The following is a 25,844-nucleotide window of genomic DNA, read 5'->3' as shown; positions in this document are numbered from 1 at the left end:
GGGGCAACGTTTCAGGTTGCTTTCAGCTGTCTGCCGCAGCATCTTCACTATTCGCCCGTGCCCGGGCAACCACCCGGGTAACGGCACGCTTCCAACACCAAGACCGGACACCATAACACCGAGGCCCTGACCGGCGGCCCGACAGGCTTGCGCCCTACATGATCAACCTTCGTACACGGTTTTTTTACGGCAGTGGTGGCGCGGTGTACGCGGCCAAGGAATCTGCCTATGCCATGTTCATCCTCTTGTTCTACACCCAGGTGCTGGGCCTTGGCGGCACTGTCACGGGCGCCATTATTGCCCTCAGCCTGGTGTGGGACAGTGTGTCGGACCCCTTGGTGGGCTCCCTGTCCGACCGCCTGCGCAGTCGCTGGGGCCGACGCCATCCCTTCATGGCCCTCAGCATCGTGCCGCTGGGCCTTGGCTTTATCGGCCTGTTCAGCCCACCGCCGGCCGTGGTCGCGTCACAGGGTGTGCTCGCTGCATGGCTGCTGTTCTGGTCCCTGTGGGTACGCACATTCGTCACGACCTTTTGCATTCCCCACCTCGCCCTGTCCGCCGAGCTCACCAGCGACTACCACGAGCGCAGCCAGATACTGGGGACGCGACTGGGCTTCCTGTTCCTGTTCTCCGTGCTGCTGCCGGCCGCCGGCCTGCTGCTGATCTTTCCCACCGCGGGCGGCGTGGACGGCCGCTTTATCGCCAGCAACTACCCCTGGTATGGCGCGCTCAGCTGCGCTGCCGTCTGGCTGGCTGCCACCCTGTGTACATTCGGCACACGCCGCTATATTCGCTCCTCCCGCAGCGCACCGGTACCGAGAAACGGGCGCGGCCTCGGAGCGCTCACCCGCGACCTGCTTCGCACCCTGGAGAATCGACGCTTTCGCACCTTGATCGGCTACGAGTTTGCCTGCATGGCCGCCTACGGCGTTATCATCAGCCTGAATATGCTGGTCTGGACCTACCTCTGGGAGTTTTCCCCGGGTGAGTCCTCCATCATTCTTTCCCTGCCCAGCATCATCGCCATCAGCCTGGTCATGCTGAGCATGGGGCCTCTCGGGCGACGCTTTCCCAAGCACCGGCTGGTGCAGTGGTCGATGGCCGGCATGATCCTTAACTGCCTCTGGCTGTACCCGCTCAAACTCGCCGGACTGTTGCCAGACAATGACGGCACCCTGGTCTTTGCGCTGAACTTCCTGTTCATGCTCTTTTTCATGTACTTCTTCCTGCTGCGCAGCATCTACACCCAGTCAGTGGTGGCCGACATCACCGACGAGCATGAACTCTCCCACGGCCTGCGCCAGGAAGCCGGTTTTTTCTCCATGATCAACCTGATCAATAAATCCGCCACGATTGTCGGCCCCCTCTATGGAGGCCTGGTACTGGACGTGATCGGTTTACAGGCCGGCGCCCTGCCCGGCGAGGTGCCACAGGATACCCTCACGGGACTGATCTACGCGCTGGGCCTGGGTGTGCTCCCTGCGCTGCTGGTGTCGCTGGCGCTGGCGCTGAAAATCTCCATGAGTGAAAGCCAGGTGCAGGCAATCCAGCAAGCCCTGCAAGTACGCCGCCGGGAGGAGTCCGCCGCGGGAGGCTGAAGCGGAAGCTTGCCCGGCCCGCGCGGCCTGGGCCACAATGCCCGCCCCACCCAGTGGCCGGTACTCCACCATGACAGAACGCACTGACGATATTCGTATCAGCCGGGCCCAGCCCCTGATCACGCCCTGGATCCTGCAGGAAGAACTGCCCCTGCCCGAGGCCCAGGCAGACCTGATCGCCAGTGCCCGGCGGGAAATCGAAGCCGTTCTGGCCGGCCACGACCGTCGCCTGCTGGTGATCGCCGGCCCCTGCTCGGTGCACGACCCCGCCGCGCTGCGGGATTACGCCACTCGCTTCAAGGCCCTGTGCGAACCATTGCAGGATGCCATCGTGCCGGTGCTGCGGGTGTACTTCGAAAAGCCGCGCACCGTCATTGGCTGGAAAGGGCTGATCAACGACCCGGACCTGGATGACAGCTTCCACATCAACAAGGGCCTGCACCTGGCGCGCCAGGTGCTGCTGGACATTGCCGACCTGGGCCTGCCCGCCGCCAGCGAGTTCCTGGACACGACCTTTGGCCAGTACTACGCGGACCTTGTCAGTTTCGGGGCCATCGGCGCGCGCACGGTGGAAAGCCAGGTACACCGGGAGCTGGCCTCGGGATTGTCCATGCCGGTCGGCTTCAAGAATGGCACCAGCGGCAAGACCGGGGTGGCGATAGACGCCATCCGCAGTGCCAGCCACAGCCACTGGTTTCCGTCACTGACCAAGGAAGGGACTCCGGCGGTGCTGCAATCGAGCGGCAATCCCCACTGCTATCTCATTCTGCGCGGCGGCAGTGATACCGGACCCAACTACCACCCCGCTGCGATACAGGAAGCCGCCGAGGCGCTGGCGGCCAAAGGCCTGCCCGCCTCGGTCATTGTCGACTGCAGTCACGGCAACAGCGAAAAGGACCCGGTGCGCCAGCGAGACGTTGTGCTCAGCCTGTGCGAGCAAATGGAACAGGGCCAACGGGCCATTCGCGGGGTGATGCTGGAGAGCCACCTGGTGGCGGGCAACCAGCCGATGGCGGCACGCGATGCCCTGACCTACGGCCAGAGCATCACCGACGCCTGCCTGTCACTGGATGATACGGCGCCGCTGCTGGAGCAACTGGCAGCAGCCGTACGCCGCAGCCAGCACTGATTACCAGGTGTAGCCCACGCGGAAACGGTAGGTCTGGTCCATTTCCTCCACGCCCGGGGGAACACCGCTGTCATACTCGAGCAACACCTCGGCTGCAGCCTCGATGCTGAACATCAGCGGGAAGGCCAGGCCGAAGGTAGTATTCATGATCAGGTCACTGGCGTCATCGAGGTTGAGGATGCCGTTGTGATCGAAATACAGCCGCGAATCCCCCCCCAGAATGTTGCTGGTCGCGTTCGCGGTCCAGTTCAAACCGGGGTATTCCTTGTCGTCGGCAACGATGAAGTTCTCATTCACGTACACCGCACCGACTTCGCCCGAGAGCGTGAGGACCGGTTCCTCATAAAACTGGTGACCCAGGTAGGGACCGATGTAATACCGCAAATCCAGGTCCGCGAACTTGTCCGCCTCGGCGGCGCCAACCATGCCGGTGTAGTAGGTCGGGTCTTTCAGGAAGTAGTCGTACTTGCCGTTGGCCTTCCAGTTCTCGGCATTCTTGACGCCATTGGCCTCGTCCACCTCGCCGACCATTTTGGCAGTAAAACGGTCACGGAGGCTGCGCCACACGGATTCCAGCTTGTAATCGAACTCTTCAGTATCGGTGTTGCCATCCTCGATGGTCAGGGCAGCACTCGCCAGACCAGTCCAGCGGTAGCCATCGCCCAGCTCCCAGGGCTGCGGGTTCATGACCGCCAGATCCGCCAGCGAGTAGGGCGCCGCGGGAACCAGCGAGGGCGGCAGCACCAACTCCGTGTCCTGCACCACGACCTGCTGGTCCTCGACCACGGTTCCGTCCCGCAGCTTCATGACCACGGCTTCGCGGGTCTGCATGGACTGGATCTTGTCCTGGGCGATTTTCAGGGTCCCGGCGAATTCGGTTTCCACCGTCACCACCCCGTCGCGGGTGGCGGTCACGGTGCCGAGAATGCGGGAGCCGTTCTGCAGCACGATTTCGTCAGTGGTGGGTGTAGCGGAGAGGTTGGTGCCATCATCGGCGACCGCTGCGGCAATCTGGGCCGCCAGCAATCCAGCAGCACAGAGGCTGCCGGCACGGGTACGTAAACCTGCCATAACATTCTTCCTGTCTTTTCCCTACGGGAGCGAAAGGTCACCGCCGCCGGCGCCGATCGCTCATTTTTTAAGCGGCGCCACCATACCGGAAATCGCCTGAAATCCCCACCCCGGGGGGCGGTAATTGTCCGCCAGTTCTCATTCCAGTACTTCCACCGGGTCGCCCACACCGATTGTGCCGCCCTGCTGATACAGCAGGTTCTGCCCGAACAGTATCTGGCCGTCGAAGCGGCGAAACGCGGCCAGCGCCCGGTTTATATACGGATCGCGTTCCCCACTGGACTGGTCGATGGCGGGAATCGCGCAGCGAGCGCAGGGCTTGGCAACCTGCAGCTCTACCCCCCCGATACGGATTCTGCGCCAGCCGTCTTCGGCAAATGGCCCGCAGCCGGACACCACCAGGTTCGGGCGAAAGCGGTTCATTGGCACAGCGGGATGGCCATTTTGCGCCAGTCGGTTGTTGAGTTCCGCCAGTGAGGCAGCCGATATCAGCAACAGGGGGAAACCATCGGCAAAACTCACGGTTTCCCCCCGCAGAGCATAGTCCAGGTCCACCGGGCGGCGAGTCTCATCCGCCATGTACACCAGCCTGCAGGGCCGCCCGAGCGCCCGGGTCAGCCAGGTTGCCGCAGCGTCCCCGGCATCGAGGGCAGGCACCCTGTCAGACCATACGGTCACTTCCAGGGCCAGCGCCCCTGCGCCGGGTACCGGCACCTCGCAAACGGAGCCCTCGCGTGTCAACAACAGCCCGCCACAGGACTCCACCCTCACTCCGAGCAGGGCCATGGCCGGCACCTGGCGCTGACTGAGAAACTGCCCCGAGGGCTCTACCACCATCCAGCGGCGGTCGCCAACCGGCCCAAAGCGATCCAGGTCGACTTCGCCGAGCGCTATGCCGCCGCAGGACTTCAGCGGGTAGATATGAATCGATTCGAGGATACATTCAGTCACTTGCTTCCCCCCCAAGGCCGGCGTCGACTACAGGCTGGTGTTCACTGAAAACAGCCTCGAGCAGTGACTCCAGGCCGCTGTCGACACCGGTTGTGGTCAGGCCCAGCCGCACTACCACCAGTTCCTGCTCGGGAAATACCACCACCGCCTGACTGCCGTTACCCGACGCGTAAAACAGTGTCTCCGGCAGCCGGGAAAAACTGGCGCCCGCCGTATTCAGCCAGAAGCCACGGCCATACTGGCCATCCCGCGACGAGGGGCGGGGCGTCACCGCCGCCCGCTGCCACGCCTGAGACAATACATCGCTGCGCCCATGCCAGGCGTCCAGCCAGAGCTGCCCCACTCTTAACCAGTCCCGCCCTCGCAGGTAAGTGTAGGAAGAGCCCACCTGCACGCCGGATGCATCCGCCTCATAGACGGGATGCTGCAAGCCGAGTGGCCCGGAAAAATTGTCCGCAAGCCAGTCGCGGTAACCTCGCTCCCCCAGGGACCGTTGCCAGATCATGGAGGCGACATTGGTGTCGCCACTGGAGTAACTGAAGTGCTCGCCGGGGCTGTAGGCCTGCCCGGTCGCCGGTGCCACCGCCCACATTGCCCGACTCCGGTACAACATGCGCGTGGCGTCGTCACCGGGCGCGTAGGTCTCCTCGAAACCGAGCCCGCTCTCCATGTGCAGGAGGTGGCCGAGATTGAGCCCGGGATCAACCGCCCCGGCAAGATCATCCCGCCCCTCTGCTCGCAGCGCGTCAGCCACCGGACTATCCAGTGACAGATCACCACGCTGCACCTGCAGGCCAACCCAGGTCGCCATCAGGCTCTTGTTCATCGACCAGCCCTGCAGGCGGGTGGCGGGCGACACCGGGGGCCGGTAGCGCTCCCCGACGAGCTGCCCCCGGTGGGAAACCAGCACAGCCAGGGTATTCCGCCCACCGCCGCCGGGTTCGCCGAAAGCGGCATCCAGGGCGTCGGCGAAGGGGCCGTCTTCCGGAGCGTCGGTCGCGCCAGCCCAGCGAAAGTCCCCCGCTGGCTTCGGCGGCGAAGCGGGCTCGCCAAACAGGGTGCAACCCGCCTCGCGACGATGCTCTGCCCGGGCCGAGACACCCAGAAACCGACTGCTTACTCCGCCCGCGTCCGCTTGCACTCCCTGCCGCAATGCGCCACGCAGCGGTCCGATAATCGCCATGCGCGGTGCCACGTCCCGCGCCCAGACCGCGTCCAGCGGCAAACCGGAGACCAGTATTCCGGAGCAGAGTTGCTTGGCGGTATAACCGACTGCGACCTGCAATGCCGGGCGCGCCGCCCACCACAGCAAGAGCACCAGCCCGCACAGCAACACTCCGACCGTCGCCACTTTTCGCATATAGTTTCCGCGACTCGCAAAAGCGCCCATATTACCGGGCCGCGCGGTACAGCCCAAAGCGCAACACTGTTAAACTTTTTCCCTCTTTTTACCCAGCCAACCCACCGCTGTGGAGGAACACGGATGACTGCCCTGGATTTTGACCTGTTTGTGATAGGTGCCGGCTCGGGCGGGGTACGCGCGGCGCGGATGGCCGCGGGCTATGGCGCCCGGGTGGCGGTGGCCGAAGACCGCTACATGGGCGGCACCTGCGTCAACGTGGGCTGTGTACCGAAAAAGCTTTACGTTTACGCCTCCGAATACAGCAAGGCCTTCGAGGATGCCCGCGAGTTCGGCTGGGACAGTCACAAGCCATCCTTCGACTGGGCCACCCTGCGCGACAACAAGAAAACCGAAATCAGCCGCCTCAATGCCATCTACGAGCGACTGCTGGAAGGCCAGGACGTCACCATCGTCGAAGGCCGGGCCCGGATCGTGGACGCCAACACGGTCGCGGTGGGTAAACGCGAATACAGCACCGGCAAAATCCTGATCGCCACCGGCGGCTGGCCCCACGTACCCGACATTCCCGGCCGGGAGTTCGCGATCACCTCCAATGAAGTCTTCGACCTGGAGGAGTTTCCCGAGCGCCTGGTGGTGGTGGGCGGAGGCTATATCGCGGTGGAGTTTGCGGGCATCTTCAACGGGCTTGGCTCACGGGTTACCCAGCTCTATCGCGGGCCCCTGTTCCTGCGCGGTTTCGACCCGGACATCCGCGCCCACGCCGCCCAGGAAATCGCCAAGACCGGCGTCGACCTGCGCTTTGAAACCAACGTCACGGCAATACGCCGCAGCAATGGCGCACTAGAGCTGGACCTGACCGATGGCACCCGGATCGAAACCGACTGCGTGCTGTACGCTACCGGCCGCAAACCCCACCTGGAAGGGCTGGGGCTGGAAAACGTCAACGTCCGGCTCGACGAAGGCGGTTACATCGCCGTGGACGAGCACTACAACACCAGCGAACCCAGCATCTATGCCCTCGGTGACGTGACGGGCGGCGAGGAACTCACCCCGGTAGCCCTCGCTGAAGGCATGTCCTTTGCGCGCCGCCAGTTCGGCAAGCTGGAGCAGGCGGTGGACTACGACTACATCCCCACGGCGGTGTTCTGCCAGCCCAATATCGGCACGGTGGGCTACACCGAGGACGAGGCCCACGAACACTTTGGCAGGTTACGCCTTTACAAGTCGGCGTTCCGGCCCATGAAACACACGATCAGCGGCCGCGACGAACGCTCCTTCATGAAACTGATCGTCGAAGACGCGACTGATCGCGTGGTGGGGGCGCACATGGTGGGACCCGACGCCGGTGAAATCATGCAGGGCCTGGCCATTGCCATGCGCGCCGGGGCCACCAAGGCCATGTTCGATTCCACCATCGGAATTCACCCCACGGCGGCAGAAGAGTTCGTCACCATGCGTGACGAGTGGAGCGCGGGCTGAATTCCGGGCCCGGGACACATCCGCAGAAGATCAGCGCCAAGCCCATGATCGAGGCCCAATCACTCACTCGCCGCTACGGCAACACCACCGCCGTCAACCGGGTGAGTTTCCGCGTCGAACACAATGGCATCATCGGCCTGCTGGGCCACAACGGCGCCGGCAAGACCACTGTCATGAAGATGCTCAGCGGCTACCTGGAACCTACCGCCGGCAGCCTCGTGGTGGCCGGCCACGACTACGCCGGCGGTTGCCGTGCGGTGCAGCGCACCCTTGGCTACCTGCCGGAAGACCCGCCCGTGTACCCCGACATGATGGTGGCGGATTACCTCGACTACGTCGCCACCTGCAAGGGGATAGCGCGGGAAGAACGTTCGCGTGCCGTGCGGGACGCGCTGCTGGCGACGGAATTGGGAACGCGAGCCCTGGATCGCATCGACACTCTTTCCCGCGGCCTGAAACAACGGGTCGGGGTAGCCCAGGCGATTCTCGGAAACCCGCGCCTGCTGATTCTGGACGAGCCCGGTAACGGACTGGACCCGGAGCAGAATCGCCACATGCGGGAGCTCATCCAGCGCCTCGCCCGACGCGCCACGGTGATTCTCTCGACCCACATCCTGCAGGAAGTCGAGGCACTCTGCGAGCGGGTGCTGATCATGCACGAGGGACGGATTGCCCTCGATGCCGGCATGGCCGATCTGCGCCGCAGTTGCAGCCTGTTGCTGCGGGTAGACACACCCTCCGAGGCTCTGCGTCACCAACTGGAACGCCTGCCGGGGGTTGCCGGGGTCGAAAGCCGTCTCGCGGAAAACGGCTACCTGCTGCTCCTCGCCGAACAGGGGGAACTCGACACCACCGCGGGGCTGGCGGCGCAGTGCGTGCAAGCCAACGACGCCGGACTGATCACCCTGCAGGCGTCCCGGCGCGACCTCGAAACCGTGTTTCGGGAAGCCACTGGCAGCGAGGCGCCAGCGGAATGAGCGAGTCCGTGATCCGCCGGGTCGCCGCCAAGGAACTCGGCCAGTACTTCTCCTCGCCGGTGGCCTGGCTGTTCCTCGCCGGGTTCGCGGGCGCGACCCTGTTTGTGTTTTTCTGGGTGGAATCCTTTTTCGCCCGCAACGTGGCAGACGTCCGCCCCCTGTTCCAGTGGATGCCGCTGCTGCTGGCCTTTCTCTGCCCCGCCATCACCATGCGAGCCTGGAGCGAAGAGCGCAGTCGCGGCACCCTGGAACACGTGCTGACCCTGCCAATCGGTATCAGCCGGTTTGTCTACGGCAAGTTTCTCGCCAGCCTGGTCCTGTTACTCATTGCCCTGCTGCTGACGCTGCCGCTGCCGATTACGGTGGCCCTGATCAGTGAACTGGACCCCGGCCCGGTGGCCGCGGGCTACCTGGCCGCCGTACTGCTCGGGGCCGCCTACCTCGCCGCAGGGCTGTTCGTATCCGCCTGTACCGGGAATACCATCGTCGCCCTGCTGGGTTCGGTCGCGCTGTGTGGCGGCCTGTACCTGCTCGGCAGCCCGCTGATGACCGGATTCTTCGGCGACAGCGGGGCCGGCCTGCTGAGGGCCCTCGGTAGCGGTTCACGCTTCGAAAGTATCGGGCGCGGTGTCCTGGACCTGCGCGACCTGTACTACTACCTCTGCCTTTGCGGCCTGTTCCTGGCGTTGAATGTCTACGCCCTGGAGCGGGTCCGCTGGTCCCGGGCCCACAGCCGGCGCCACCGCGACTGGCGCGCCGTCACCCTGTTGCTGGTGGCCAACCTGTTGCTGGCCAACGTCTGGCTGCAACTCCTGCCGGGCCTGCGGCTGGATGTCACCGCAGACCAGCGCTACTCCCTGTCGGACACCACCCGGCGCTTCCTCGGGCGGCTGGAGGAACCCCTGCTGCTGCGGGGCTATTTCAGCGCCCGTCAGCACCCCCAACTGGCACCGCTGGTGCCCCGGCTGAGAGATCTGCTGGCCGAATACGCCGCGGTCTCCGGCGGCCGGGTGAAGGTGGAGATCATCGACCCCGCCGATTATCCGGAACTGGAACGGGAGGCGATCGACCGCTACGGACTTCGCGCCCGGCCTTTCCAGGTCGCCGACCGTCACCAGGCCTCCCTGGTGAACGCCTGGTTCCAGGTACTGGTGACCTATGGCGAAGAATTCGAGGCCCTGGGATTCAGCCAGCTGGTGGAAGTTCGCACTGCCGCCAATCGTCAGGCCGAGGTGCGCCTGCGCAACCCCGAGTTCAACCTCACCCGAGCCATTCGCGATGTACTGAAGCGGCAGCGGGCCGGCGGCGACCCTTTCACCGGACTGGACCGACCGGTACAGCTGGTGGCCTACGTCTCCAGTGAAGACAGCCTGCCCCCCCTGCTCAGCGCCTACCGGCGTTCGATCGCCGCGCAGCTCGAACAAAGCGTCGAGGCTTCCGGCGGTATGCTCAGCGTGCGCTGGGTCGACCCCGCAGACCAGAATGGCGCCATTGCCAACGTCCTGCGGGACAAGTGGGGCTTCCAGCCCATGGTGACTGCGGTGGGCGAAGGCGGTGAGTTTTATTTCTACCTGACCCTGGAGGATAGCCACCAGGTGGTGCAGATCCCCACGGGCAGCTTCGACCCCGATGATTTCCGCAAGACGCTCAATGCAGGGCTGCGCCGCTTTGCCGACAGTGTCACTCGCACGGTCGCCCTGTCACTACCCGCTGTGCAGGCGCGGATGGCAGAACACCACCTTGGCGCCCCAACCTTCAGGCAGCTGGAGCAGCAGATCAGCGAGGGCTACAGCCTGCGCATGGAACAGCTCGACGATGGCAGCGTCAGCCCCGAAGCCGACATCCTCGCGGTCATGGCGCCGCACAGCCTCGGTCCCCGGGCGGTGTATGCCATCGACCAGTTCCTGATGCGCGGCGGCACTGTCGTACTGGCCACCTCCCCCTTCAGTACCGAAATCTCCGATGCCGAAATGCGCCTGCTGCCCTGGCCCAGCGGCCTGGAGGAATGGCTCGAATTCCAGGGCATCAGCATCGATGACAGCCTGGTCATGGACCCCCAGAGCAGCCCCTTCCCGGTACCGGTAATACGCCAGCGCGGAGGGCAACAGTTCCGCGACGTACATCTGCTGGACTACCCCTACTTTCTCGACCTGAGGCCGCCGGGGCTGCACCGTGAACACCCGGTCACCGCCAGCCTGCCGCAGGCCACCATGGGCTGGGCTTCGCCCCTGCAGGTCACGCCTGCACGCGGGAGGAAGAACCTCACGCTCCTGCGCAGCTCCAGCGGCGCCTGGCTGTCACGCAGCAGTGACATCGCCCCCACCGTGGATGCCCAGGGCAGGACCCATTTCGAGCCCGGAGCGGAACGCGGCAGCTTCGCCGTCGGCACCATACTGCGCGGACGCTTCCAGTCCTGGTTCAAGGAGCACCCGCGCCCTGAATCCGCGGCAGACTCCGGGGCCAGCGCGCTGCAGCCCCTGCTGGAACACTCTCCCCATTCTGCACGGCTGGTGGTATTTGCCTCCAACGACTTCCTCGACGACCAGATGCTCAACGCCAGTATCGCCGCCAGTGGCACCCAGTACCACGGCAGCCTGGAAATGTTCATGAACACGCTGGACTGGGCGCTGCAGGACGATACCCTGCTCAGTATCCGCTCGCGCGGTCAGTACAATCGCACCCTGCCGGCCATGACCGACCGGGCCCAGAGCTTCATCGAGTATTTCAACTATGGTCTGGCGCTGCTGTTGCTCCTGCTGATAGCGGCGCTGAGCTGGTTGCGGCAGCGTCTGCGCCGCAGGCGCTACCGGCGGGAGCTGGCCCTGTGAACCGCACTATTCTCGCCCTGCTGTTCCTGCTGGCGGTGCAGGTTCTCCTGGCGGGCGTGCTGGCCTGGTCCGGCAAGAACGAGCTCGATGAACGCCAGCAGCTCCTGCCCGCCGGTCGGGAATTGCAGGTGGACGAGATCCGGATTGCGGACGCCGCCGACAGCGAGGTGGTGCTACGCCAGGTACACGGCCAGTGGCTGCTGCCGGAGCTGCAAAACCTGCCGGCCAGCCAGCAGCGAGTCACCCGCCTGCTGGAGACCCTGGCCCGCCAGCCCCACGGCTTCCCGGTTGCCAACTCCGCTGCCGCCCGTCAGCGCTATCGGGTGACGTCCTACCAGTTTCACCGGCGGCTTGGTTTCTACCACGGCCAGGAACTGCTGGAAACCGTCTACCTGGGCCGCTCCCCCGCCTACCGCCAGGTGTATGCCCGCAATAGTCGCAGCAACGATATCTACAGCCTGCGCTACAGCAATCACGACGCTCCGGCGACCGCCAACGCCTGGCTGGACCGCAACCTGCTACAGGTGGCAGCGCCCTCCCGGATGGAGATAGCCGGGCTCAGGCTGGAGCGCAGCAATGACCAGCAATGGCGCACCAGAGACGGTCACAGAGCAGACGGCAAGGCAGTGGAGCGACTCCTGAAACTGCTGCGCGAACTGAAGGTCACCGGCCTTGCCGACGAGGATATGCAGCGCAGCCTGGCCGAGGACGGCGCGGCCCAGCGCATTATTCGCCTGCGCCAGGGCGGCCAGGACCGGGTGCTTGAGCTGTTGGTGCTGGAGGGACAGTTCTACGCCAAGGACGCCCGCTATCCCCTGTTTTTTATCGTCGATCCGCGCCAGTACCTCGCACTGCTGCAGTTCGACCGGCAACGGCTGACTGGCGCAAGCGCCGCCCAGGTGGCACCATCGAAATCGATCGAGGAAACCGGCAACTGAAGGAGGCTGGCCATGAGAGCACTGAGCTTGTTGGTAATGGGCATTACCCTTGCGCTGGGCGCAGGTTGCGCCCGGGATGATCCCGAAGCAGGGCTGGAAGAGGCGATCAAGCGGCCCCTGGAAAAAGCCGAAAGCGTCGAGCAGACGCTCAAGGACTCCGCCGAGAGCCGGCTACAGGAACTCGACGGAGAAAACTGAGGACATCTCAGGCCTGCAGCTTCTGCAGGATACTGGAGAAATCCCGGGCGCCATTACCGGCGAACTGGTGTTCGGCATAGAGCTTGCGTGCAAGCTGCCCCATGGGGTTCTCGAACTCGCTCTGCTCGGCAATTTCCAGTGCCAGCCCCAGGTCCTTGACCATCAGGTCGACCATGAATCCCGGCCTGTAGTCGTTGCTGGCCGGGGCCTGCTCCATCACTCCGGGATAGGGGTTGTACACTTCCAGCGACCAGTTGCGGCCGGAACTGGCCAGCATGATTTCCGACAGCACTTTCGGGTCCAGCCCGTTGCGGGCCCCCATCTCCAGCGCCTCGCAGGTACCGATCATGTGGATCGCCAGCAGCATATTGTTGCAGCCCTTGGCGACCTGGCCGGCACCCGCCGGCCCGGCGTGAAAGATGTTCTTGCCCATATCGGCCAGGATCACCTTCGCCTTCTCGAAGGTGTCGGCACCCCCACCGCACATGAACGCAAGGGTACCCGCCGCTGCCGCTGCCACCCCGCCGGACACCGGCGTGTCCATGAAGCCGATACCGGCAGCGCTGGCGGCCTCCCCCACTTGCCGCGCAGTGGCGGCATCGATAGTGGAGCAATCCAGCACCGTGGTGTGCCCGTCCAACTGGGCCAGCAGGCCGTCTGCACCGAGATAGAGTCCGGCAACATGTTTGCCCGCCGGCAGCATGCTGATGACGTAGTCCACCTCACGGGCGGCCTCGGAAGCGCTGGCAGCAACGGTGGCACCGGCCTCGGCGAGGGTTTTGCACGCTACCTCGGATAGATCGAATACGGTAACCGAGTGCCCTGCCTTGACCAGATTGGCGGCCATCGGGCCGCCCATGTTGCCCAGGCCGATAAATGCGACATTAGCCATGTTGATAGTCCTTTTTGCTGGTTACAGATTGGCCAGGGGGTTTTCCGCCCAGGGGGCATGGAAAAATCCGTCCAGCAGTTCTTCGGGCACGGCCCGGGAGTTAGCGTATTGCCAGGCCGGGTTGCGGTCCTTGTCGATCAGCAGCGCGCGCACACCCTCGGCGAATTCCGGGTAGCGGACGATATTGGTGGCGAGCTGGATTTCGGCCTGAAAGACCTCTTTGAGCGAAGCGTGCCGGGTGGCGATCAGCTGGCGATCGATCCACAGGGCCGCCAGGCTGGAGCCGTGGGCGAGGCTGTCCCGCGCCCGGGCCAGCCAGGGGTCTTCGGTCTGCTGGCTGACGATGTTGTCGATCACTTCGTGCACGCTGTCGCCATCGCACAGCCGGTTGATGGTAGCCATGTGCGGCTCCACCTGGGCCGGCGGTACACTCCCCAGGCTGCGCTCGGCGAAGGGCCGCAGGCAATGGCGTACCAGGGCGTGATTTTCCGCGGGACTCAGGGTCCAGCCCTGCTCCAGCAGGGATGCCAGTACCGCATCCTTGTATTCGCTGGCGATGAAGCGATCCGCCAGGCCGGTGTACAGGGCGTCGGCGGCATTGATCGAGGCACCCGTAAGGGCCAGGAACTGGCCGGCCTTGCCGGGCATGTGATTGAGGAACCAGCTTCCGCCCACGTCGGGGAACAGGGCAATGGTCACCTCCGGCATGGCGATGCGGGTCGCCTCGGTTACCACCCGGTGGTTACAGCCGGCCATGACACCGAGCCCGCCGCCCATCACAATACCGTGTCCCCAGCACACCAGCGGTTTGGGGTAGGTGTGCAGGGTGTAGTTCATGCGGTATTCGCGGGTAAAAAAGTTCTCTGCATAGTCACAGGGCCCGCCGGGCTGCTCTACCGCCGAGCGGTGCAGGGCCTGCACGTCACCGCCGGCGCAGAATGCCTTGTCACCGCTGCCCTCGATAAAGATCGCGGCAATGCTGTCATCCGCGGCCCAGGCATCCAGCTGTCCCTGCAGCAGGTCTACCATGTCCAGGGTGAGGGAGTTGAGAGTACCGGGTACGTTCAGGGTGATCCGGCCGATCCGGCCCGCACTGGCGGGCAGTTCGTCAAACAGTACAGCTGCTTCGCTCATGGGGACTCCTCAGCGGTTCTTCCACTCGGGTTTGCGCTTCTCCAGGAAGGCGTTGACCCCTTCGCGCTGGTCTTCGGTGGAAAACAGCTCCACGAACAGGTCCCGCTCGCCGGCAAGGCCATCATCCAATGCCTTGTCGCGTGCACTGTGGATCAACGTCTTGCAGCGGCCGATGGAGGAGGGGCTCTGCTCACCCACCTGCTCCGCCAGGGCCAAGGCCTTCTCCAGCGCCTCTCCCCTGCCGACCACTTCTTCCACCAGGCCAATCTTCTCGGCGGTGGCAGCAGTGATCCGCTCGCCGCAGAGAATCATGCGCTTGGCCCAGCCCTCGCCCACCAGCCAGGACAGGCGTTGGGTGCCGCCGGCACAGGGCAGCAGGCCTACCTTCGCTTCCGGCAGGGCCATCTGCGCCTGCTCTTCGGCGATGCGGATATCGCAGGCCAGGGCAACCTCCAGGCCACCACCCATGGCAAAGCCATTGATGGCGGCTATCGACACGCCGCGAAAGTCGGCCAGGGTCTCGAAGGCCTCGCCAAAGTAGCGCGCCATAGCGCCTGCTTTTTCCGGGTCACCGTCGGCGAAAATTTTCAGGTCGGCACCCGCCGAGAAAAACTTCTCGCCAGCGCCGGTCAATACCAGCGCGTAAACATCGCGCTCTTCATTGAGGGTTTCCACCAGCGCCTTCAGGGCGGGCAGGCTTTCGGTATCCCAGGTGTTGGCGGCGGGATTGTCGATGGTGACCAGGGCGGTGTGGCCGCGCAGTTCCACCTTGATCTTGTCGGATGTGCTCAAGCTCATTTGATTATCTCCAGGGCGCCGTCCATCAGCATTTTGCGAGAGATGATGACGCGCATGATTTCGTTGGTCCCTTCCAGGATCTGGTGTACCCGGGTGTCGCGCACATGGCGCTCCATCGGGTACTCGCGGATGTAACCGTAGCCACCCAGCAACTGCAGGGCATCGTTACAGATAGTGAAACCGGCATCGGTGGCGAATCGCTTGGCCATGGCACAGTAGGTGGAGGCCTGACTGTCGCCCGTGTCCAGTTTGTAAGCGGCCAGCCGCACCATCTGGCGTGCCGCCACCAGCTCCGTCAGCATGTCCGCCAGTTTGAACTGGGTATTCTGGAACGCGGCGATCTCGCTGCCGAACTGCTTGCGCTCCTGCACGTAGGCCGCGACCTCCTCCAGTGCCTGCTGGGCAGTACCGACGCTGCAGGTGGCGATATTGATGCGGCCACCGTCGAGTCCTTCCATGGCGATGGCAAAGCCCTGTCCCTCTGCGCCGAGGCGGTTAGCCACCGGCACCCGCACATTGTCGAAACTGATCATCCGGGTGGGCTGGGCGTTCCAGCCCATTTTCTCTTCTTTCTTGCCGTAGCTAACGCCCTCCGCATCGGCGGGAATCAACAGCGCGGTAATGCCCTTGGGGCCCGCATCGCCGGTACGCAGCATGACGACAAGCGCGTCGGTTTCGCCGGCACCCGAGATGAACACCTTGCTGCCGTTGACGACATAGTCGTCACCATCGCGGGTTGCGGTCGTGCGCAGGGAAGCGGCGTCGGAGCCCGCACCGGGCTCGGTCAGGCAGTAGGACGCCAGCTTGCTGCCCATGGTCAGCTCATGGCACCAGGTTTCGATCAGTTCCTCGCTGCCGTACTTGCCCACCATGCTGGTGGCCATGTTGTGAATGGTGAGAAACGCAGCGGTGGTGGTACAGCCCTTGGCCAGCTCTTCCACAATCAGGCTGGCGTCGAGGCGGCCCATGCCGAGTCCACCGGCGCGCTCCGGCGTATACATGCCCATGAAGCCGAGTTCACCCGCCTGGGCGAGAACATCCTTGGGAAAATACGCTGTCGCATCCCACTCGGCCGCCATCGGCGCCAGTGCACCCTCGCTGAAGGCGCGGGCGCTTTCGACAAAGGCTTTCTGGTCGTCGCTAAGAGAAAAGTCCAAGCTTACCCCCGGTGTTATTGTCGGGCCGCGTGGCCCGCTGGGTGACAGAAACGATCGGGGCCGGTGATCTCAACCGGGCCCCGAGCGGATCCTTCAAGGGTATTAGCGCAGGTTAATGCTCATGTTGGGCTGCTTCGAGGTAGTCGCCTCGGAGTGAGTCCAGCGCGCGGTGATGGTCTTGGTTTCGGTATAGAAACGCACCGCCTGCTTGCCGTAAGCGTGCAGGTCGCCGCGGAAGGAGCCGCGCCAGCCAGTGAAGGAGAAGAAGGGCAGCGGCACCGGGATGGGAATATTGATACCCACCTGGCCCACCAGGATTTCGTGCTGGTACTTGCGCGCGGCGCCGCCGGAGTTGGTGAAGATCGAGGTGCCGTTGCCGTAGGGACAGGCGTTGATCAGCTCGATAGCCTCATCCAGGGTGTCGACGGTGATACAGCACAGAACCGGTCCGAAGATTTCTTCCTGGTAGATCGCCATGTCGGTGGTAACGTCGGCGAACAGGGTGGGGCCCACCCAGTTGCCGTCAGGCAAACCGTCGACCACGCAGTCGCTGCCGTCGAGCAGACAGGTGGCGCCCTCGTCCTTGCCTTTCTGGATGAGGCCGAGCACTTTTTCGTAAGCCGGGCGGGAGATTATCGGACCGTAGCTGGCGCCGGCGTCGTTCCAGGCACCCGGACGAGCCGTGGCCATGCGCTCGCTGAGCTCACCGATCCACTCTTTCGACTCGCCGACGAATACCGCCACGGAAATCGCCATGCAGCGTTGACCGGCAGCGCCCGCAGATGCACCGACCAACGCGTTCAGGGTGCCGTTCTTGTCGGCGTCGGGCATTACCACCATGTGGTTCTTGGCGCCCATCATGCACTGCACCCGCTTGCCGGCGTCGGTACCGGTGCGATAGATGTGATCACCTACGCGGGAAGACCCGACGAAGGAGATAGCCTGGATTTCCGGGTGAGTCAGGATCTGGTTAACCACATCGGCACCACCGTGCACCATGTTCAGCACGCCCTTGGGTGCGCCGGCCTCGATGAACAGCTCAACCAGACGCACCGGCGTCAGCGGATCCTGCTCGGAGGGCTTGAGTACGAAGGTGTTGCCGGCGGCAATGGCCAGGGGATACATCCACAGGGGAATCATCGCCGGGAAGTTGAACGGCGTGATACCGGCGCATACACCAATGGGCTGGATATAACTGTAGGTATCGATGCCATTGGCCACATTCTCGACGGTTTCACCCATCATGTTGGAACCGATATTGGCGGCCTGCTCGACCACCTCGATACCGCGCCAGACATCACCCTTGGCGTCCTCGAAGGTTTTGCCAGTGTCCTGGGACAGGATCTCACCCAGTTCGTCGTGGTGCTCTTTTAGCAGGGCCACGTAGCGCATCATCAGGCGCGCGCGCTCGGCCACGGGCACATTGCGCCAGGTCTTGAAGGCCTCACTGGCACTGGCGATGGCGGCTTCCACCTCGGACTCGGTGGCCATGGGCACTTCGGCCAGCAGCTGCTGGCTGGCGGGGTTGGTTACCGGCAGCTTGTTGCTGCTGGAGCTCTGGACAAATTCACCGTTGATGAACAGGGGGACCTGGACTGTCATTGTTAGCTACCTGCGGGTTTATCAGAATCGTTAAACTCTAAAGGTAGCAGGTCCCCGGAGAAGGGCATATTCACGAAGTTGCGATCTATATGGACTTTATTGCTGCCATATAACCCTTAAAGGGTGGATATAGGGATTATCGCTATCAAATCGGTCGATCAATAACCGTGTTATTCCACAAGCACCCGCACGGGCTGCCCCGAGGGGTGCACACGAAAGACCAGTAGCCGCACGCCCTCGGCTCCCGCGGTAGCGCTGTGCACCTGCTGCGGAGCGATGTGCACAAGCTCGCCCTCACTGACCTGCTGGTCATCCTTGTCCTCCTGTCGAAGGGTGACGGAGCCCCCAAGGATATAGGCGAATTCGTCCCCCGGATGAAGATGCTTCGACAGCCCGGATTGAGGTGACATGGTCACCCGGGTAACAATCACTTCAACCTCGGGATCCCGTTCGAGCGTGGTCTTCAGCAGCTGCTCCGGCGTGACTTCCGCCGCAAGCCATGGCGCAGCCATTGACAGCAATATCGCAAAAAACAGACCAGTCAGATTTTTGTTCATTCAGCCTTCTCTCCTTTGATCGATGCCAGGCAGCGCCGCAATCACAACCGCCATCTTCCGGTGTTTCGCGGTAACTCGAAGCCACTCGATAAGCATAGACGCTGGGGTGCGCAAAACCCAAAACCGGACGGTCTGGCGCCGGGCTGATACTATCGGCCCTGCGGCCTGAGAACGGATACCACAACGCCACCATGAGCAGCCCCTCCCAATGGCCCCTGCCCCCCCAGGGTGTGCGCCTGCTGACACCGGCCTTTCTGCTGGAGCAGTTGCACCGCCACCCCCTGACCCGGGACTGCTACCCCACCGCCATGGGTTACTACCCCCAGGCCAAAGGCCACCGCATGCGGCGCCCCCGGCACGACGACAACCTGCTGCTGTATTGCGTGGACGGCGAGGGCCGGCTTCGGGTTGGCGACACCCGCTACCCGATCACTGCCGGCGACCTGATGCTGTTGCCCCAGGGCCTGGCCCACAGCTACACCGCTGGCCGCAGCCATCCCTGGACGCTGTACTGGGTGCATTTCCAGGGTGTCAGTTCACGCCTGTTCACCGAGTACATGGGCTACCGGGAGGGCCGGCCGGTGGTGCGGGTGGGGTTGGCACCGGCACTGGCGGCGGGGTTCCACAGCCTGTTGGCGGTGGGCAAGACAGGCTACAGCAGCCGCGCCTTCATCAATGCCGCCAACCAGCTGCGGCACCTGTTTACCCAGTTTGCCCTGGAAGCCAACCGCGAACAGGCGAGTCACCCCACCGGCCTGGACCTGGAGGCCCTGCAGTCCTACATGCAGGACAATATTCACCAGAGTCTGGAACTTGACGACCTGGCCGAGGTGGCCCACCTGTCGAAATATCACTTTTCCGGCCGCTACAAGGCCCTGACCGGCTACTCCCCGATCAAGCACTTCCTGCACATGAAAATCGAGTACGCCTGCCAGTTGCTGGACGGCTCCGACATGAGCGTAAAGGCCATTGCCGCGGCTGTGGGCTACGAGGATCCGCTGTATTTCTCCCGACTGTTCCGGAAAACGATGGGACTCTCACCCCGGGACTACCGGAGCTCGGTACGCAAGTAAGCTACCACCTTCAGGCAGCGACGTGGCTGCCGTCGTCCGCTTCGAGGGCACTGCTGGTGAGGTGTTTCATCAGCAGCGAGCGCAACCACTGGTGGGGCGCGCTGCGCGAGGTCCGGGTATGGCGTACGAGGGACATCTTGCCGCGATGTTCGCTGTGGGTATTGCGAATCATGCGCTGCAGTTCCTGGGGCAGGTCGGCGCCGGTGATCAGGTCGCGGTATAGTCCGCTCTGCTCAAACCCGGCGTTGGCCACCAGCAGGGAATCGGTGCGGGCAAGTACACCGACTGCGGCCGCAAACTGGGTGGTTTCCAGGGCGATGGTACGGTGCACGCCGTACTGCCCCAGCACGTCGTCCACCATGGAGGAGTTGGCCCGGGTAAGCCCCGGCAGGTAGAGGCGGAGGTGGGGGTAGGCGAGAAATTCCTTCAGGCTGAATTCCGTGCCCATCAGCGGGTGGCCCATGCGCATGTAGCAGCGCGGGGGCCGGGCAGTGATCGGCTCGGCAAGAATATCCCGTTCGGTCTCCGGGACGACGAAGGCGGCAAAGTCCACTTCGCCCTTTTTCAGGCGCTCCTGGTAATCGGGCGTGACCTCCCCGGCGATAATCTGTATCTGCGGCGCGATTTCACGCAATTCCGCTACCAGTCCGGGCAGCAGGCCCTCGCTGACAATGGGGGGCAGCAACAGCTTGAAGCTGCCGACGAAGGTCTCGGGATTGAATTCGTCGCTGCCCAGTACCTGCTCGACACTTTCCAGCAGCGCCGGCAGGTCCCGCGCCAGCACTTCCGCGCGCGGTGTGGGCACAAGGCCGTGGGCGGTGCGTGTAAACAGTTCGTCTTCGAAAGACTCGCGCAGCTTCTGCAGGGTTTTACTGAGGGCCGGCTGCGATACCGAGAGTCGTTCCGCGGCGCGAGTGACATTGCGTTCTTCCAGGAGTATCTGCAGGGCGACCAGCAGGTTGAGATCGGTGCGGATCAACTTTCTGGAAATCATCGCAGGCCCAGTTTCGTTCTGTTGTCACCGATGCTACCAAAGCCCTCGCGGCCCTGCACCGCTTTTTCCTGCCTTCCGGCATCTGCTGTGGCTGCCGTACGGTGGTACTGCTACCATTTACCCGCCTGCCAGATACCCATCCATAAAGAGGCCCTTCATGCTGCGCACCCGACTTCTGTCCATCGCCTTGCTGATCCTTTCGATCGCCGCCTGCAGCGGCGTGGAAACACGTCCCGACGACACCGCCAAATTCGAAGCAGGCAACTATCGCTATTACAAGTGGCGCAGCGAACCCCTGGACAACAAACGCAACTCCACCGATCCGATTTATCTCGTCGATCCCATGCTGCGCCGCGCCGTGGACCGCGAGCTGCAGGCCAAGGGCTATGTGCTGGATCCCGGCCAGGCCCAGTTCAGCGTGGATTATGTCTACGCCCAAGGCCTGCGCATGGGGGCAACCGCTGAACAGGCCAGCAACATTTCGCCCTACCCCGGCCAGATTCCCAACCGCAACGTCGACCAGGCCAGCGTCGATAACGCCATCGCCCTGGGGGGCGTGAAGGAAACCAGTAACATCGGGCTGCAGTTCAACGATGTCGAGCGCAGGGAAGAAGTCTGGCGGGTAGTGGTGACCAAGATCATCGACCGGGTGAACCAGACCGACGTGGATGCAATGAAGAAAACCGTGAACACTGCCATCAAGCACGGCCTGCGACCGCTACCCAAGGCGGAGTGAGGGGCCTGCAGCCGACGGTGGGCTAGTAAACGGCGGGATTCACACAGTGGGGCATGGGCTCGCCGCCCAGTGCAGCGATGATATTTCCCACTGCCAGGTCCGCCATCCGTGCCCGGGTGATGGTGGTCGCGCTACCGATGTGTGGCGTCAGCACCACGTTGGGCAGATGCAGCAGAGGGTTGTCCGCGGGCAGGGGTTCGCGCTCGAATACGTCGATCCCGGCGGCGTAGAGGTGGCCACGCACCAGCGCCTCCGCCAGTGCGACCTCATCGACAATGCCGCCCCGGGCGGCATTGACCAGCACCGCACCCGGTTTCATGCTCGCGATTCGCTCGGCGTCGAGCATATGCCGGGTTTCCGGCACCAGCGCGGTATGCACGCTGACGAAATCGCTGCGCAATAACAATTCATCCAGCGACACACTGTTGACCCCGGGTACGTCACGCCCGCTGCGGGACCAGCCGAGCACTTCCATGCCGAAACCCTGGGCCCGCTTCGCCACAGCCTGACCAATCGCCCCCAGCCCGACAATCCCCAGGGTGGCGCCACTGACGTCCTTGCCGGTAAAGAAGTCCGGTGCCCAGGCATTCTCTTCGCGCCAGTTGCCCTGGCGCACGAAACGGTCTGCCTCGCCCACCCGGCGCGCGGCGGCGAGCAACAGGGCGAAGGCGGTGTCGGCGGTGGTATCTACCAGTACGCCCGGGGTGTTCCCCACGGGTATGCCGCGGGCGCTCATGGCATTGACGTCGATATGGTCGACTCCGACGGACATGCTGGAGACAAACTCCAGATGCTCCGCACCTGCAATGACGCTGCTATCGAGGCGATCGGTAAGCAGGCAGAGCAGGCCGTGGCAGTCTTCCAGTTCTTCCCGCAATTCCTCGGGCGGCAGCAGTCCGGGCCCCATCCACAGGTTGAGGTCGCACAATTCGGCGAGCTCGTGAATGCGCTCACCGGGAAGCTGATGGGTCACGAAAACTTTTTTGTTCATGCTTTGAGAATAACCCAAAGTGTTTTAACGGCAATAGCGTGAAGTCTAAAAACCCAACGGTTTCTCACTTCGTGTTATTCCATCATGAATCACCATTTTTCAGGTTTGGTGGCGTCGTGTCATGTGGAGGGCCTGCGCCAGACCCGCTGTGAATACATCCATGTACGCTTCTACTCGGCATCCATGCCTCATAGAGTCTGTCGCAGGCCCTCCACACGCCACGACTTCAATTTGGACTCAATTCCAGCGTCAGAAACTCATACAACGGGCTGCTTGCGAGGAACTCCGGCAGAAGTCGCGAAGTTTTGGGCGAAGGTGTGATTGCCGGGTGACCTTTCCCGGACTCTCTGCGACAAGGATGTCGCAGTGAAGCCTCCATGGATGGATTCACGGCGTGTCCGGGAAAGGTCACCCGGTGATCGCACCGCTACCCGACCACAAAGAACGCACTAGTCGAGATCATCCTACGAAGCTATCCTGATATTCAACGAGGGGAACCACCCCGCCCCACCAGAGTCCAAATACCATCAGCCGGGCACAAGACCCGGCCCCAACAGGTTAATCCCGCAATGACAGACGAAAACCAAGCCATCAATGGCGACCTCAGCAAGCGCGTGGTCGTCGATACACAGAGCATGCCCTGGAGCGCAAGCCCCGGCGCGGAGGTCTGGCGCAGGCGCGTGCACCGGGTCGGCCCCGCCGAATCCGGGCAGGTCACCTCCGTAGTGCGCTACGAACCCGGCGCCCGCTTCCCCAGCCACGACCACCCCCAGGGCGAGGAAATCCTGGTCCTGGAGGGCGTGTTTTCCGATGAACAGGGCGACTGGCCCGCCGGTAGCTATCTGCTCAATCCCGAGGGCTTCCGGCACGCACCGTGGTCGAAGGAGGGTTGTACCCTGTTGGTGAAATTGCGCCAGTACCCCGGCGCCGACCGCGACAAGGTGGCCATCCAGACCCTCGACCGCCCCTGGCAGCCCTCGGTGCGTCGCAATTCCCAGTGGAAGAAACTCTACGCCCAGGAGCCCTACACCGACTTCATGCGGCTGGAAGCCTGGGACTGCCCTGGCGATCTGGGGCAAGTCAACTTCCCCCGCGGTGCAGAGCTGTTTGTACTCAAGGGCAGCTTCGCCGACGCGCAGGGTACCTACGGCACCCACTGCTGGCTGCGGATTCCCGCCGGGGGTTCACTCACTCCCACCAGCAATGAGTACTGCGAGCTCTACATCAAGGAAGGTGGTTTCACCTACCTGCGAGAGGCCCCCGACGAGCAGGACGCCCCGCAGGCTGTCGGCGCCTGACCGTCACCCCTAGAGGGTGACGCCGCCGTCCACCACGATACATTCGCCATTGGTATAGCTGCTGGCGTCTGACACCAGGTAAAGCACCGTACCGGCCATTTCTTCCGGCTCCGCATGGCGACCCATCGGGATCTGGCTTTTTACGGTCTCGTAGATGTCTTCGTTATCAAACAGCGCACCGGCGAATTTGGTCCGGGTCAGTCCGGGCAGCAGGGCATTGCAGCGAATACCGAGCCCCCCGCACTCCTTGGCGAAAGCCTTGGTCATGTTGACCACGGCGGCCTTGGTAATGGAGTAAATCGCCTGCATGGCCCCGGGCTGCAGCGCATTGATGGATGCGGTGTTGACGATAACGCCGCCCCCCTGGTCGCGCATGATCCTGCCCGCCTCCACTGACATGAAGAAATAGCCGCGGATATTGACGTCGACGGTCTTGGTAAAGGCGGCCAGGTCGGTGTCGAGGACGTGGCCAAAGTAGGGGTTGGTCGCGGCGTTATTGACACTGATATCAAGCCGGGAATGAGTGCTGCGAATGTGTTCAAACAGGGCGGCGATATCTTCCATGCTGCCCACGTGACAGGGGAAGGCCTCGGCGCTGCCGCCGGCGGCGACAATCTCGTCGGCCACCCGCTGGCAATCGGCCTGCTTGCGGCTGGAGACGATCACATGGGCTCCCTGTTGCGCCAGCAATCTGGCAATGGCTTCCCCGATCCCGCGGCTGGCGCCGCTGACCAGGGCAACCTTCCCTCCCAGGTCGAACAGATTCGTGGACATGACTAACCTCCTTCAGTGCCAATTTGACTATGTCGGCTTTTTTTCCAACTTTGAGTATGTTTGCAGTCGCATCATACCACCCTATGGGCAAATGTCATCCGTTGCCAAGGGGTCGCCGGCGGGGGCTCACCAGCAGCGCCCAGCTCAGGTAGGCGCACAACACCAGCGCGCAGGCAATCCAGGCACCGGTATAACCAAACAGGAACAGGCACACGCCGCCCATCAGCGGCCCGCAAACCCGGCCCCAGGAGGCGGCTGCGCTGGTCGTTCCGAGCATGCGGCCGCGCAGGGCTGTTGGCGTGCGCTGGCTGGTGATGGTGTTCAGCAGGGGCATGCACAGGGTGCCGCCGGACATGGCGATAAACACGGCGCCGGCCATGGCGACTGCGCCGTTGGCAAAGAGGGCCAGCAACACGCCGCAAAGAAACTGGGTGATCATCAATCGCAACAGGCGCCACTCACCCAGCAGGCGTACCAGTGGCCCCAGCAGGCCCGCCTGCAGCACCACCATGATGCCACCCTGTATCCCGAACAGGATTCCTACCTCGCGCGCCCCCCAGCCCAGCAGGTCGCCGGTCCACAGGGGGACCAGGTAAGTGAAGCTGCTGGCCACCGTGTTGTGCAAGACGTATTGCAGCACCAACAGGCGGTTTCCGGTATCCCGCAGCATGGCCAGTGCGCCCCCGCGAGAGCTGCGCTGGGCCTCCCGGTTGGCGGCCCGGCGCTCGGCGCTGACGGACTCCGGCAGGAACAGCGCAGCGGCAATAATGGCCAGGGCAGACATCCCCCCCGCGGCAATACAGGGCAGGGTAAAGTCGCCGCTACCTCCGGCCAGCAGGCCACCCAGAAACGGCCCCAGCATGATCCCCAGCCCCCAGGCAGCCCCGATCATGCCCATGCCCCGGGCGCGTTGCTCCGGCCGGGTGAGGTCGGCCACCATGGCGGAGGCCACACCGAAGTTGCCGGCCATCAAACCGGAAAAGGCCCGGGCGGCATAGACCATCCAGAGTTCGCTGGCCAGGCCCAGGAAAACATAACCCAGCGCGGCGCCAGCGAGACAGATCATGATGACCCGCTTGCGACCGACCCGGTCCGAGAGGCGCCCCCACCAACCGCCGCAGAGCCCCGCGCCAACGGCGTAGGCGACGATGATCAGGGCAATGTCCATCTTGCTCGCCCCCAGTTCCGGGGACAGGAAGGGCAGAATGGGGATCACGATGCCGAACCCGATCAGGTCCAGCAATACCACGCCGAACAGGATGGGCACGGTCTAACGACCCGCCCGCCGATGCACCCCGGCCATTGC

23 protein-coding genes are annotated in these 25,844 nt (G+C 63.6%); 10 read left to right on the top strand and 13 right to left on the bottom strand.

The window, feature by feature from the left end:
- The first annotated feature begins 158 nt into the window (after positions 1-158).
- Together FV139_RS10240 and FV139_RS10235 are read left to right on the top strand one after the other, a co-directional pair.
- Complete coding sequence (locus tag FV139_RS10240) at positions 159-1,598, top strand: MFS transporter (RefSeq protein WP_148068336.1); 1,440 nt, start codon at positions 159-161, stop codon at positions 1,596-1,598.
- A 70-nt stretch (positions 1,599-1,668) separates the two neighbouring features.
- A complete protein-coding gene (locus FV139_RS10235; protein ID WP_148068335.1) occupies positions 1,669-2,727 on the top strand; it encodes a 3-deoxy-7-phosphoheptulonate synthase in 1,059 nt (352 codons plus the stop codon).
- On the opposite strand, the gene FV139_RS10230 is transcribed toward FV139_RS10235, so the two are convergent.
- The 3 genes from FV139_RS10230 to FV139_RS10220 form a co-directional block, all read right to left on the bottom strand.
- The gene (locus FV139_RS10230) at positions 2,728-3,798 is read right to left on the bottom strand and encodes a DUF481 domain-containing protein (protein WP_148068334.1); all 1,071 of its coding nucleotides are present in this window, start codon (positions 3,796-3,798) and stop codon (positions 2,728-2,730) included.
- Positions 3,799-3,936: 138 nt separating this feature from the next.
- Positions 3,937-4,749, bottom strand: a complete 813-nt coding sequence (locus FV139_RS10225; RefSeq protein WP_187276477.1) for an MOSC domain-containing protein — start codon at positions 4,747-4,749, stop codon at positions 3,937-3,939.
- Positions 4,742-6,109: a serine hydrolase domain-containing protein gene (locus FV139_RS10220; protein WP_148068333.1), complete on the bottom strand. Its 1,368-nt coding sequence runs from the start codon at positions 6,107-6,109 to the stop codon at positions 4,742-4,744. Before FV139_RS10220 ends, FV139_RS10225 begins: the two co-directional genes overlap by 8 nt.
- A gap of 123 nt (positions 6,110-6,232) precedes the next feature.
- Between FV139_RS10220 and gorA the strand changes: the two genes are divergently transcribed.
- The 5 genes from gorA to FV139_RS10195 are packed head-to-tail and all read left to right on the top strand — an operon-like array spanning position 6,233 to position 12,532.
- Positions 6,233-7,591: a glutathione-disulfide reductase gene (gene gorA / locus FV139_RS10215; RefSeq protein WP_148068332.1), complete on the top strand. Its 1,359-nt coding sequence runs from the start codon at positions 6,233-6,235 to the stop codon at positions 7,589-7,591.
- 44 nt (positions 7,592-7,635) lie between these two features.
- Positions 7,636-8,568 carry an ABC transporter ATP-binding protein gene (locus FV139_RS10210; RefSeq protein ID WP_148068331.1) on the top strand — a complete coding sequence of 311 codons (933 nt, stop codon included), beginning with the start codon at positions 7,636-7,638 and terminating at the stop codon, positions 8,566-8,568.
- On the top strand, positions 8,565-11,396 hold the full coding sequence (locus FV139_RS10205) for a Gldg family protein (protein ID WP_148068330.1): 2,832 nt from the start codon (positions 8,565-8,567) through the stop codon (positions 11,394-11,396). The genes FV139_RS10210 and FV139_RS10205 overlap by 4 nt, the downstream gene beginning before the upstream one ends.
- On the top strand, positions 11,393-12,334 hold the full coding sequence (locus FV139_RS10200) for a DUF4340 domain-containing protein (protein WP_187276476.1): 942 nt from the start codon (positions 11,393-11,395) through the stop codon (positions 12,332-12,334). The genes FV139_RS10205 and FV139_RS10200 overlap by 4 nt, the downstream gene beginning before the upstream one ends.
- Positions 12,335-12,346: 12 nt before the next feature.
- On the top strand, positions 12,347-12,532 hold the full coding sequence (locus FV139_RS10195) for a hypothetical protein (RefSeq protein ID WP_148068328.1): 186 nt from the start codon (positions 12,347-12,349) through the stop codon (positions 12,530-12,532).
- A 7-nt stretch (positions 12,533-12,539) separates the two neighbouring features.
- Here FV139_RS10195 and mmsB read toward each other — a convergent pair whose 3' ends face one another.
- From mmsB to FV139_RS10165, 6 genes are all read right to left on the bottom strand, one after another.
- Entirely contained in the window at positions 12,540-13,424 is an 885-nt protein-coding gene (gene mmsB, locus FV139_RS10190; protein WP_187276475.1) for a 3-hydroxyisobutyrate dehydrogenase, read from the bottom strand.
- Between the two features lie 21 nt (positions 13,425-13,445).
- On the bottom strand, positions 13,446-14,558 hold the full coding sequence (locus tag FV139_RS10185) for an enoyl-CoA hydratase/isomerase family protein (protein ID WP_148068326.1): 1,113 nt from the start codon (positions 14,556-14,558) through the stop codon (positions 13,446-13,448).
- A gap of 9 nt (positions 14,559-14,567) precedes the next feature.
- Positions 14,568-15,356, bottom strand: coding sequence for an enoyl-CoA hydratase (locus tag FV139_RS10180; protein ID WP_148068325.1), 789 nt, complete (start codon positions 15,354-15,356; stop codon positions 14,568-14,570).
- The gene (locus FV139_RS10175; RefSeq protein ID WP_148068324.1) at positions 15,353-16,513 is read right to left on the bottom strand and encodes an acyl-CoA dehydrogenase family protein; all 1,161 of its coding nucleotides are present in this window, start codon (positions 16,511-16,513) and stop codon (positions 15,353-15,355) included. The genes FV139_RS10180 and FV139_RS10175 overlap by 4 nt, the downstream gene beginning before the upstream one ends.
- A 102-nt stretch (positions 16,514-16,615) precedes the next feature.
- Entirely contained in the window at positions 16,616-18,115 is a 1,500-nt protein-coding gene (locus FV139_RS10170; protein WP_148068323.1) for a CoA-acylating methylmalonate-semialdehyde dehydrogenase, read from the bottom strand.
- A gap of 170 nt (positions 18,116-18,285) precedes the next feature.
- Positions 18,286-18,672 carry a cupin domain-containing protein gene (locus FV139_RS10165; protein WP_148068322.1) on the bottom strand — a complete coding sequence of 129 codons (387 nt, stop codon included), beginning with the start codon at positions 18,670-18,672 and terminating at the stop codon, positions 18,286-18,288.
- 191 nt (positions 18,673-18,863) lie between these two features.
- Here FV139_RS10165 and FV139_RS10160 point away from each other — a divergent pair, with 191 nt between their 5' ends.
- Entirely contained in the window at positions 18,864-19,745 is an 882-nt protein-coding gene (locus FV139_RS10160) for an AraC family transcriptional regulator (RefSeq protein WP_148068321.1), read from the top strand.
- Positions 19,746-19,755: 10 nt separating this feature from the next.
- Here the strand turns inward: FV139_RS10160 and FV139_RS10155 are convergent, their stop codons facing one another.
- Positions 19,756-20,739 (bottom strand): LysR family transcriptional regulator, encoded by a 984-nt coding sequence (locus tag FV139_RS10155; protein WP_148068320.1) that lies wholly within the window; start codon positions 20,737-20,739, stop codon positions 19,756-19,758.
- Between the two features lie 157 nt (positions 20,740-20,896).
- Between FV139_RS10155 and FV139_RS10150 the strand changes: the two genes are divergently transcribed.
- Entirely contained in the window at positions 20,897-21,475 is a 579-nt protein-coding gene (locus FV139_RS10150) for a DUF4136 domain-containing protein (protein WP_148068319.1), read from the top strand.
- 22 nt (positions 21,476-21,497) lie between these two features.
- Here the strand turns inward: FV139_RS10150 and FV139_RS10145 are convergent, their stop codons facing one another.
- On the bottom strand, positions 21,498-22,466 hold the full coding sequence (locus tag FV139_RS10145) for a 2-hydroxyacid dehydrogenase (RefSeq protein ID WP_148068318.1): 969 nt from the start codon (positions 22,464-22,466) through the stop codon (positions 21,498-21,500).
- Positions 22,467-23,035: 569 nt separating this feature from the next.
- On the opposite strand from FV139_RS10145, the gene FV139_RS10140 reads away from it, so the two are divergent.
- On the top strand, positions 23,036-23,764 hold the full coding sequence (locus FV139_RS10140) for a cupin domain-containing protein (protein ID WP_148068317.1): 729 nt from the start codon (positions 23,036-23,038) through the stop codon (positions 23,762-23,764).
- Positions 23,765-23,773: 9 nt separating this feature from the next.
- Here the strand turns inward: FV139_RS10140 and FV139_RS10135 are convergent, their stop codons facing one another.
- A complete protein-coding gene (locus FV139_RS10135) occupies positions 23,774-24,538 on the bottom strand; it encodes an SDR family oxidoreductase (protein WP_148068316.1) in 765 nt (254 codons plus the stop codon).
- 94 nt (positions 24,539-24,632) lie between these two features.
- Positions 24,633-25,805: an MFS transporter gene (locus FV139_RS10130; protein WP_148068315.1), complete on the bottom strand. Its 1,173-nt coding sequence runs from the start codon at positions 25,803-25,805 to the stop codon at positions 24,633-24,635.
- Between the last annotated feature and the right edge of the window lie 39 nt (positions 25,806-25,844).

This window comes from Parahaliea maris (assembly GCF_008064665.1).
GTDB lineage: Bacteria > Pseudomonadota > Gammaproteobacteria > Pseudomonadales > Halieaceae > Parahaliea > Parahaliea maris.
Note: the sequence above shows the minus strand (reverse complement) of the source record. Positions and strands in the feature narration are given on the sequence as shown.

Coding starts and splice junctions, on each gene's coding strand:
- FV139_RS10240 (WP_148068336.1), top strand. CDS start 159: ATGATCAACCTTCGTACACGGTTTTTTTACGGCAGTGGTGGCGCGGTG.
- FV139_RS10235 (WP_148068335.1), top strand. CDS start 1,669: ATGACAGAACGCACTGACGATATTCGTATCAGCCGGGCCCAGCCCCTG.
- FV139_RS10230 (WP_148068334.1), bottom strand. CDS start 3,798: ATGGCAGGTTTACGTACCCGTGCCGGCAGCCTCTGTGCTGCTGGATTG.
- FV139_RS10220 (WP_148068333.1), bottom strand. CDS start 6,109: ATGCGAAAAGTGGCGACGGTCGGAGTGTTGCTGTGCGGGCTGGTGCTC.
- gorA (WP_148068332.1), top strand. CDS start 6,233: ATGACTGCCCTGGATTTTGACCTGTTTGTGATAGGTGCCGGCTCGGGC.
- FV139_RS10210 (WP_148068331.1), top strand. CDS start 7,636: ATGATCGAGGCCCAATCACTCACTCGCCGCTACGGCAACACCACCGCC.
- FV139_RS10205 (WP_148068330.1), top strand. CDS start 8,565: ATGAGCGAGTCCGTGATCCGCCGGGTCGCCGCCAAGGAACTCGGCCAG.
- FV139_RS10195 (WP_148068328.1), top strand. CDS start 12,347: ATGAGAGCACTGAGCTTGTTGGTAATGGGCATTACCCTTGCGCTGGGC.
- mmsB (WP_187276475.1), bottom strand. CDS start 13,424: ATGGCTAATGTCGCATTTATCGGCCTGGGCAACATGGGCGGCCCGATG.
- FV139_RS10185 (WP_148068326.1), bottom strand. CDS start 14,558: ATGAGCGAAGCAGCTGTACTGTTTGACGAACTGCCCGCCAGTGCGGGC.
- FV139_RS10180 (WP_148068325.1), bottom strand. CDS start 15,356: ATGAGCTTGAGCACATCCGACAAGATCAAGGTGGAACTGCGCGGCCAC.
- FV139_RS10170 (WP_148068323.1), bottom strand. CDS start 18,115: ATGACAGTCCAGGTCCCCCTGTTCATCAACGGTGAATTTGTCCAGAGC.
- FV139_RS10165 (WP_148068322.1), bottom strand. CDS start 18,672: ATGAACAAAAATCTGACTGGTCTGTTTTTTGCGATATTGCTGTCAATG.
- FV139_RS10160 (WP_148068321.1), top strand. CDS start 18,864: ATGAGCAGCCCCTCCCAATGGCCCCTGCCCCCCCAGGGTGTGCGCCTG.
- FV139_RS10155 (WP_148068320.1), bottom strand. CDS start 20,739: ATGATTTCCAGAAAGTTGATCCGCACCGATCTCAACCTGCTGGTCGCC.
- FV139_RS10150 (WP_148068319.1), top strand. CDS start 20,897: ATGCTGCGCACCCGACTTCTGTCCATCGCCTTGCTGATCCTTTCGATC.
- FV139_RS10145 (WP_148068318.1), bottom strand. CDS start 22,466: ATGAACAAAAAAGTTTTCGTGACCCATCAGCTTCCCGGTGAGCGCATT.
- FV139_RS10140 (WP_148068317.1), top strand. CDS start 23,036: ATGACAGACGAAAACCAAGCCATCAATGGCGACCTCAGCAAGCGCGTG.
- FV139_RS10135 (WP_148068316.1), bottom strand. CDS start 24,538: ATGTCCACGAATCTGTTCGACCTGGGAGGGAAGGTTGCCCTGGTCAGC.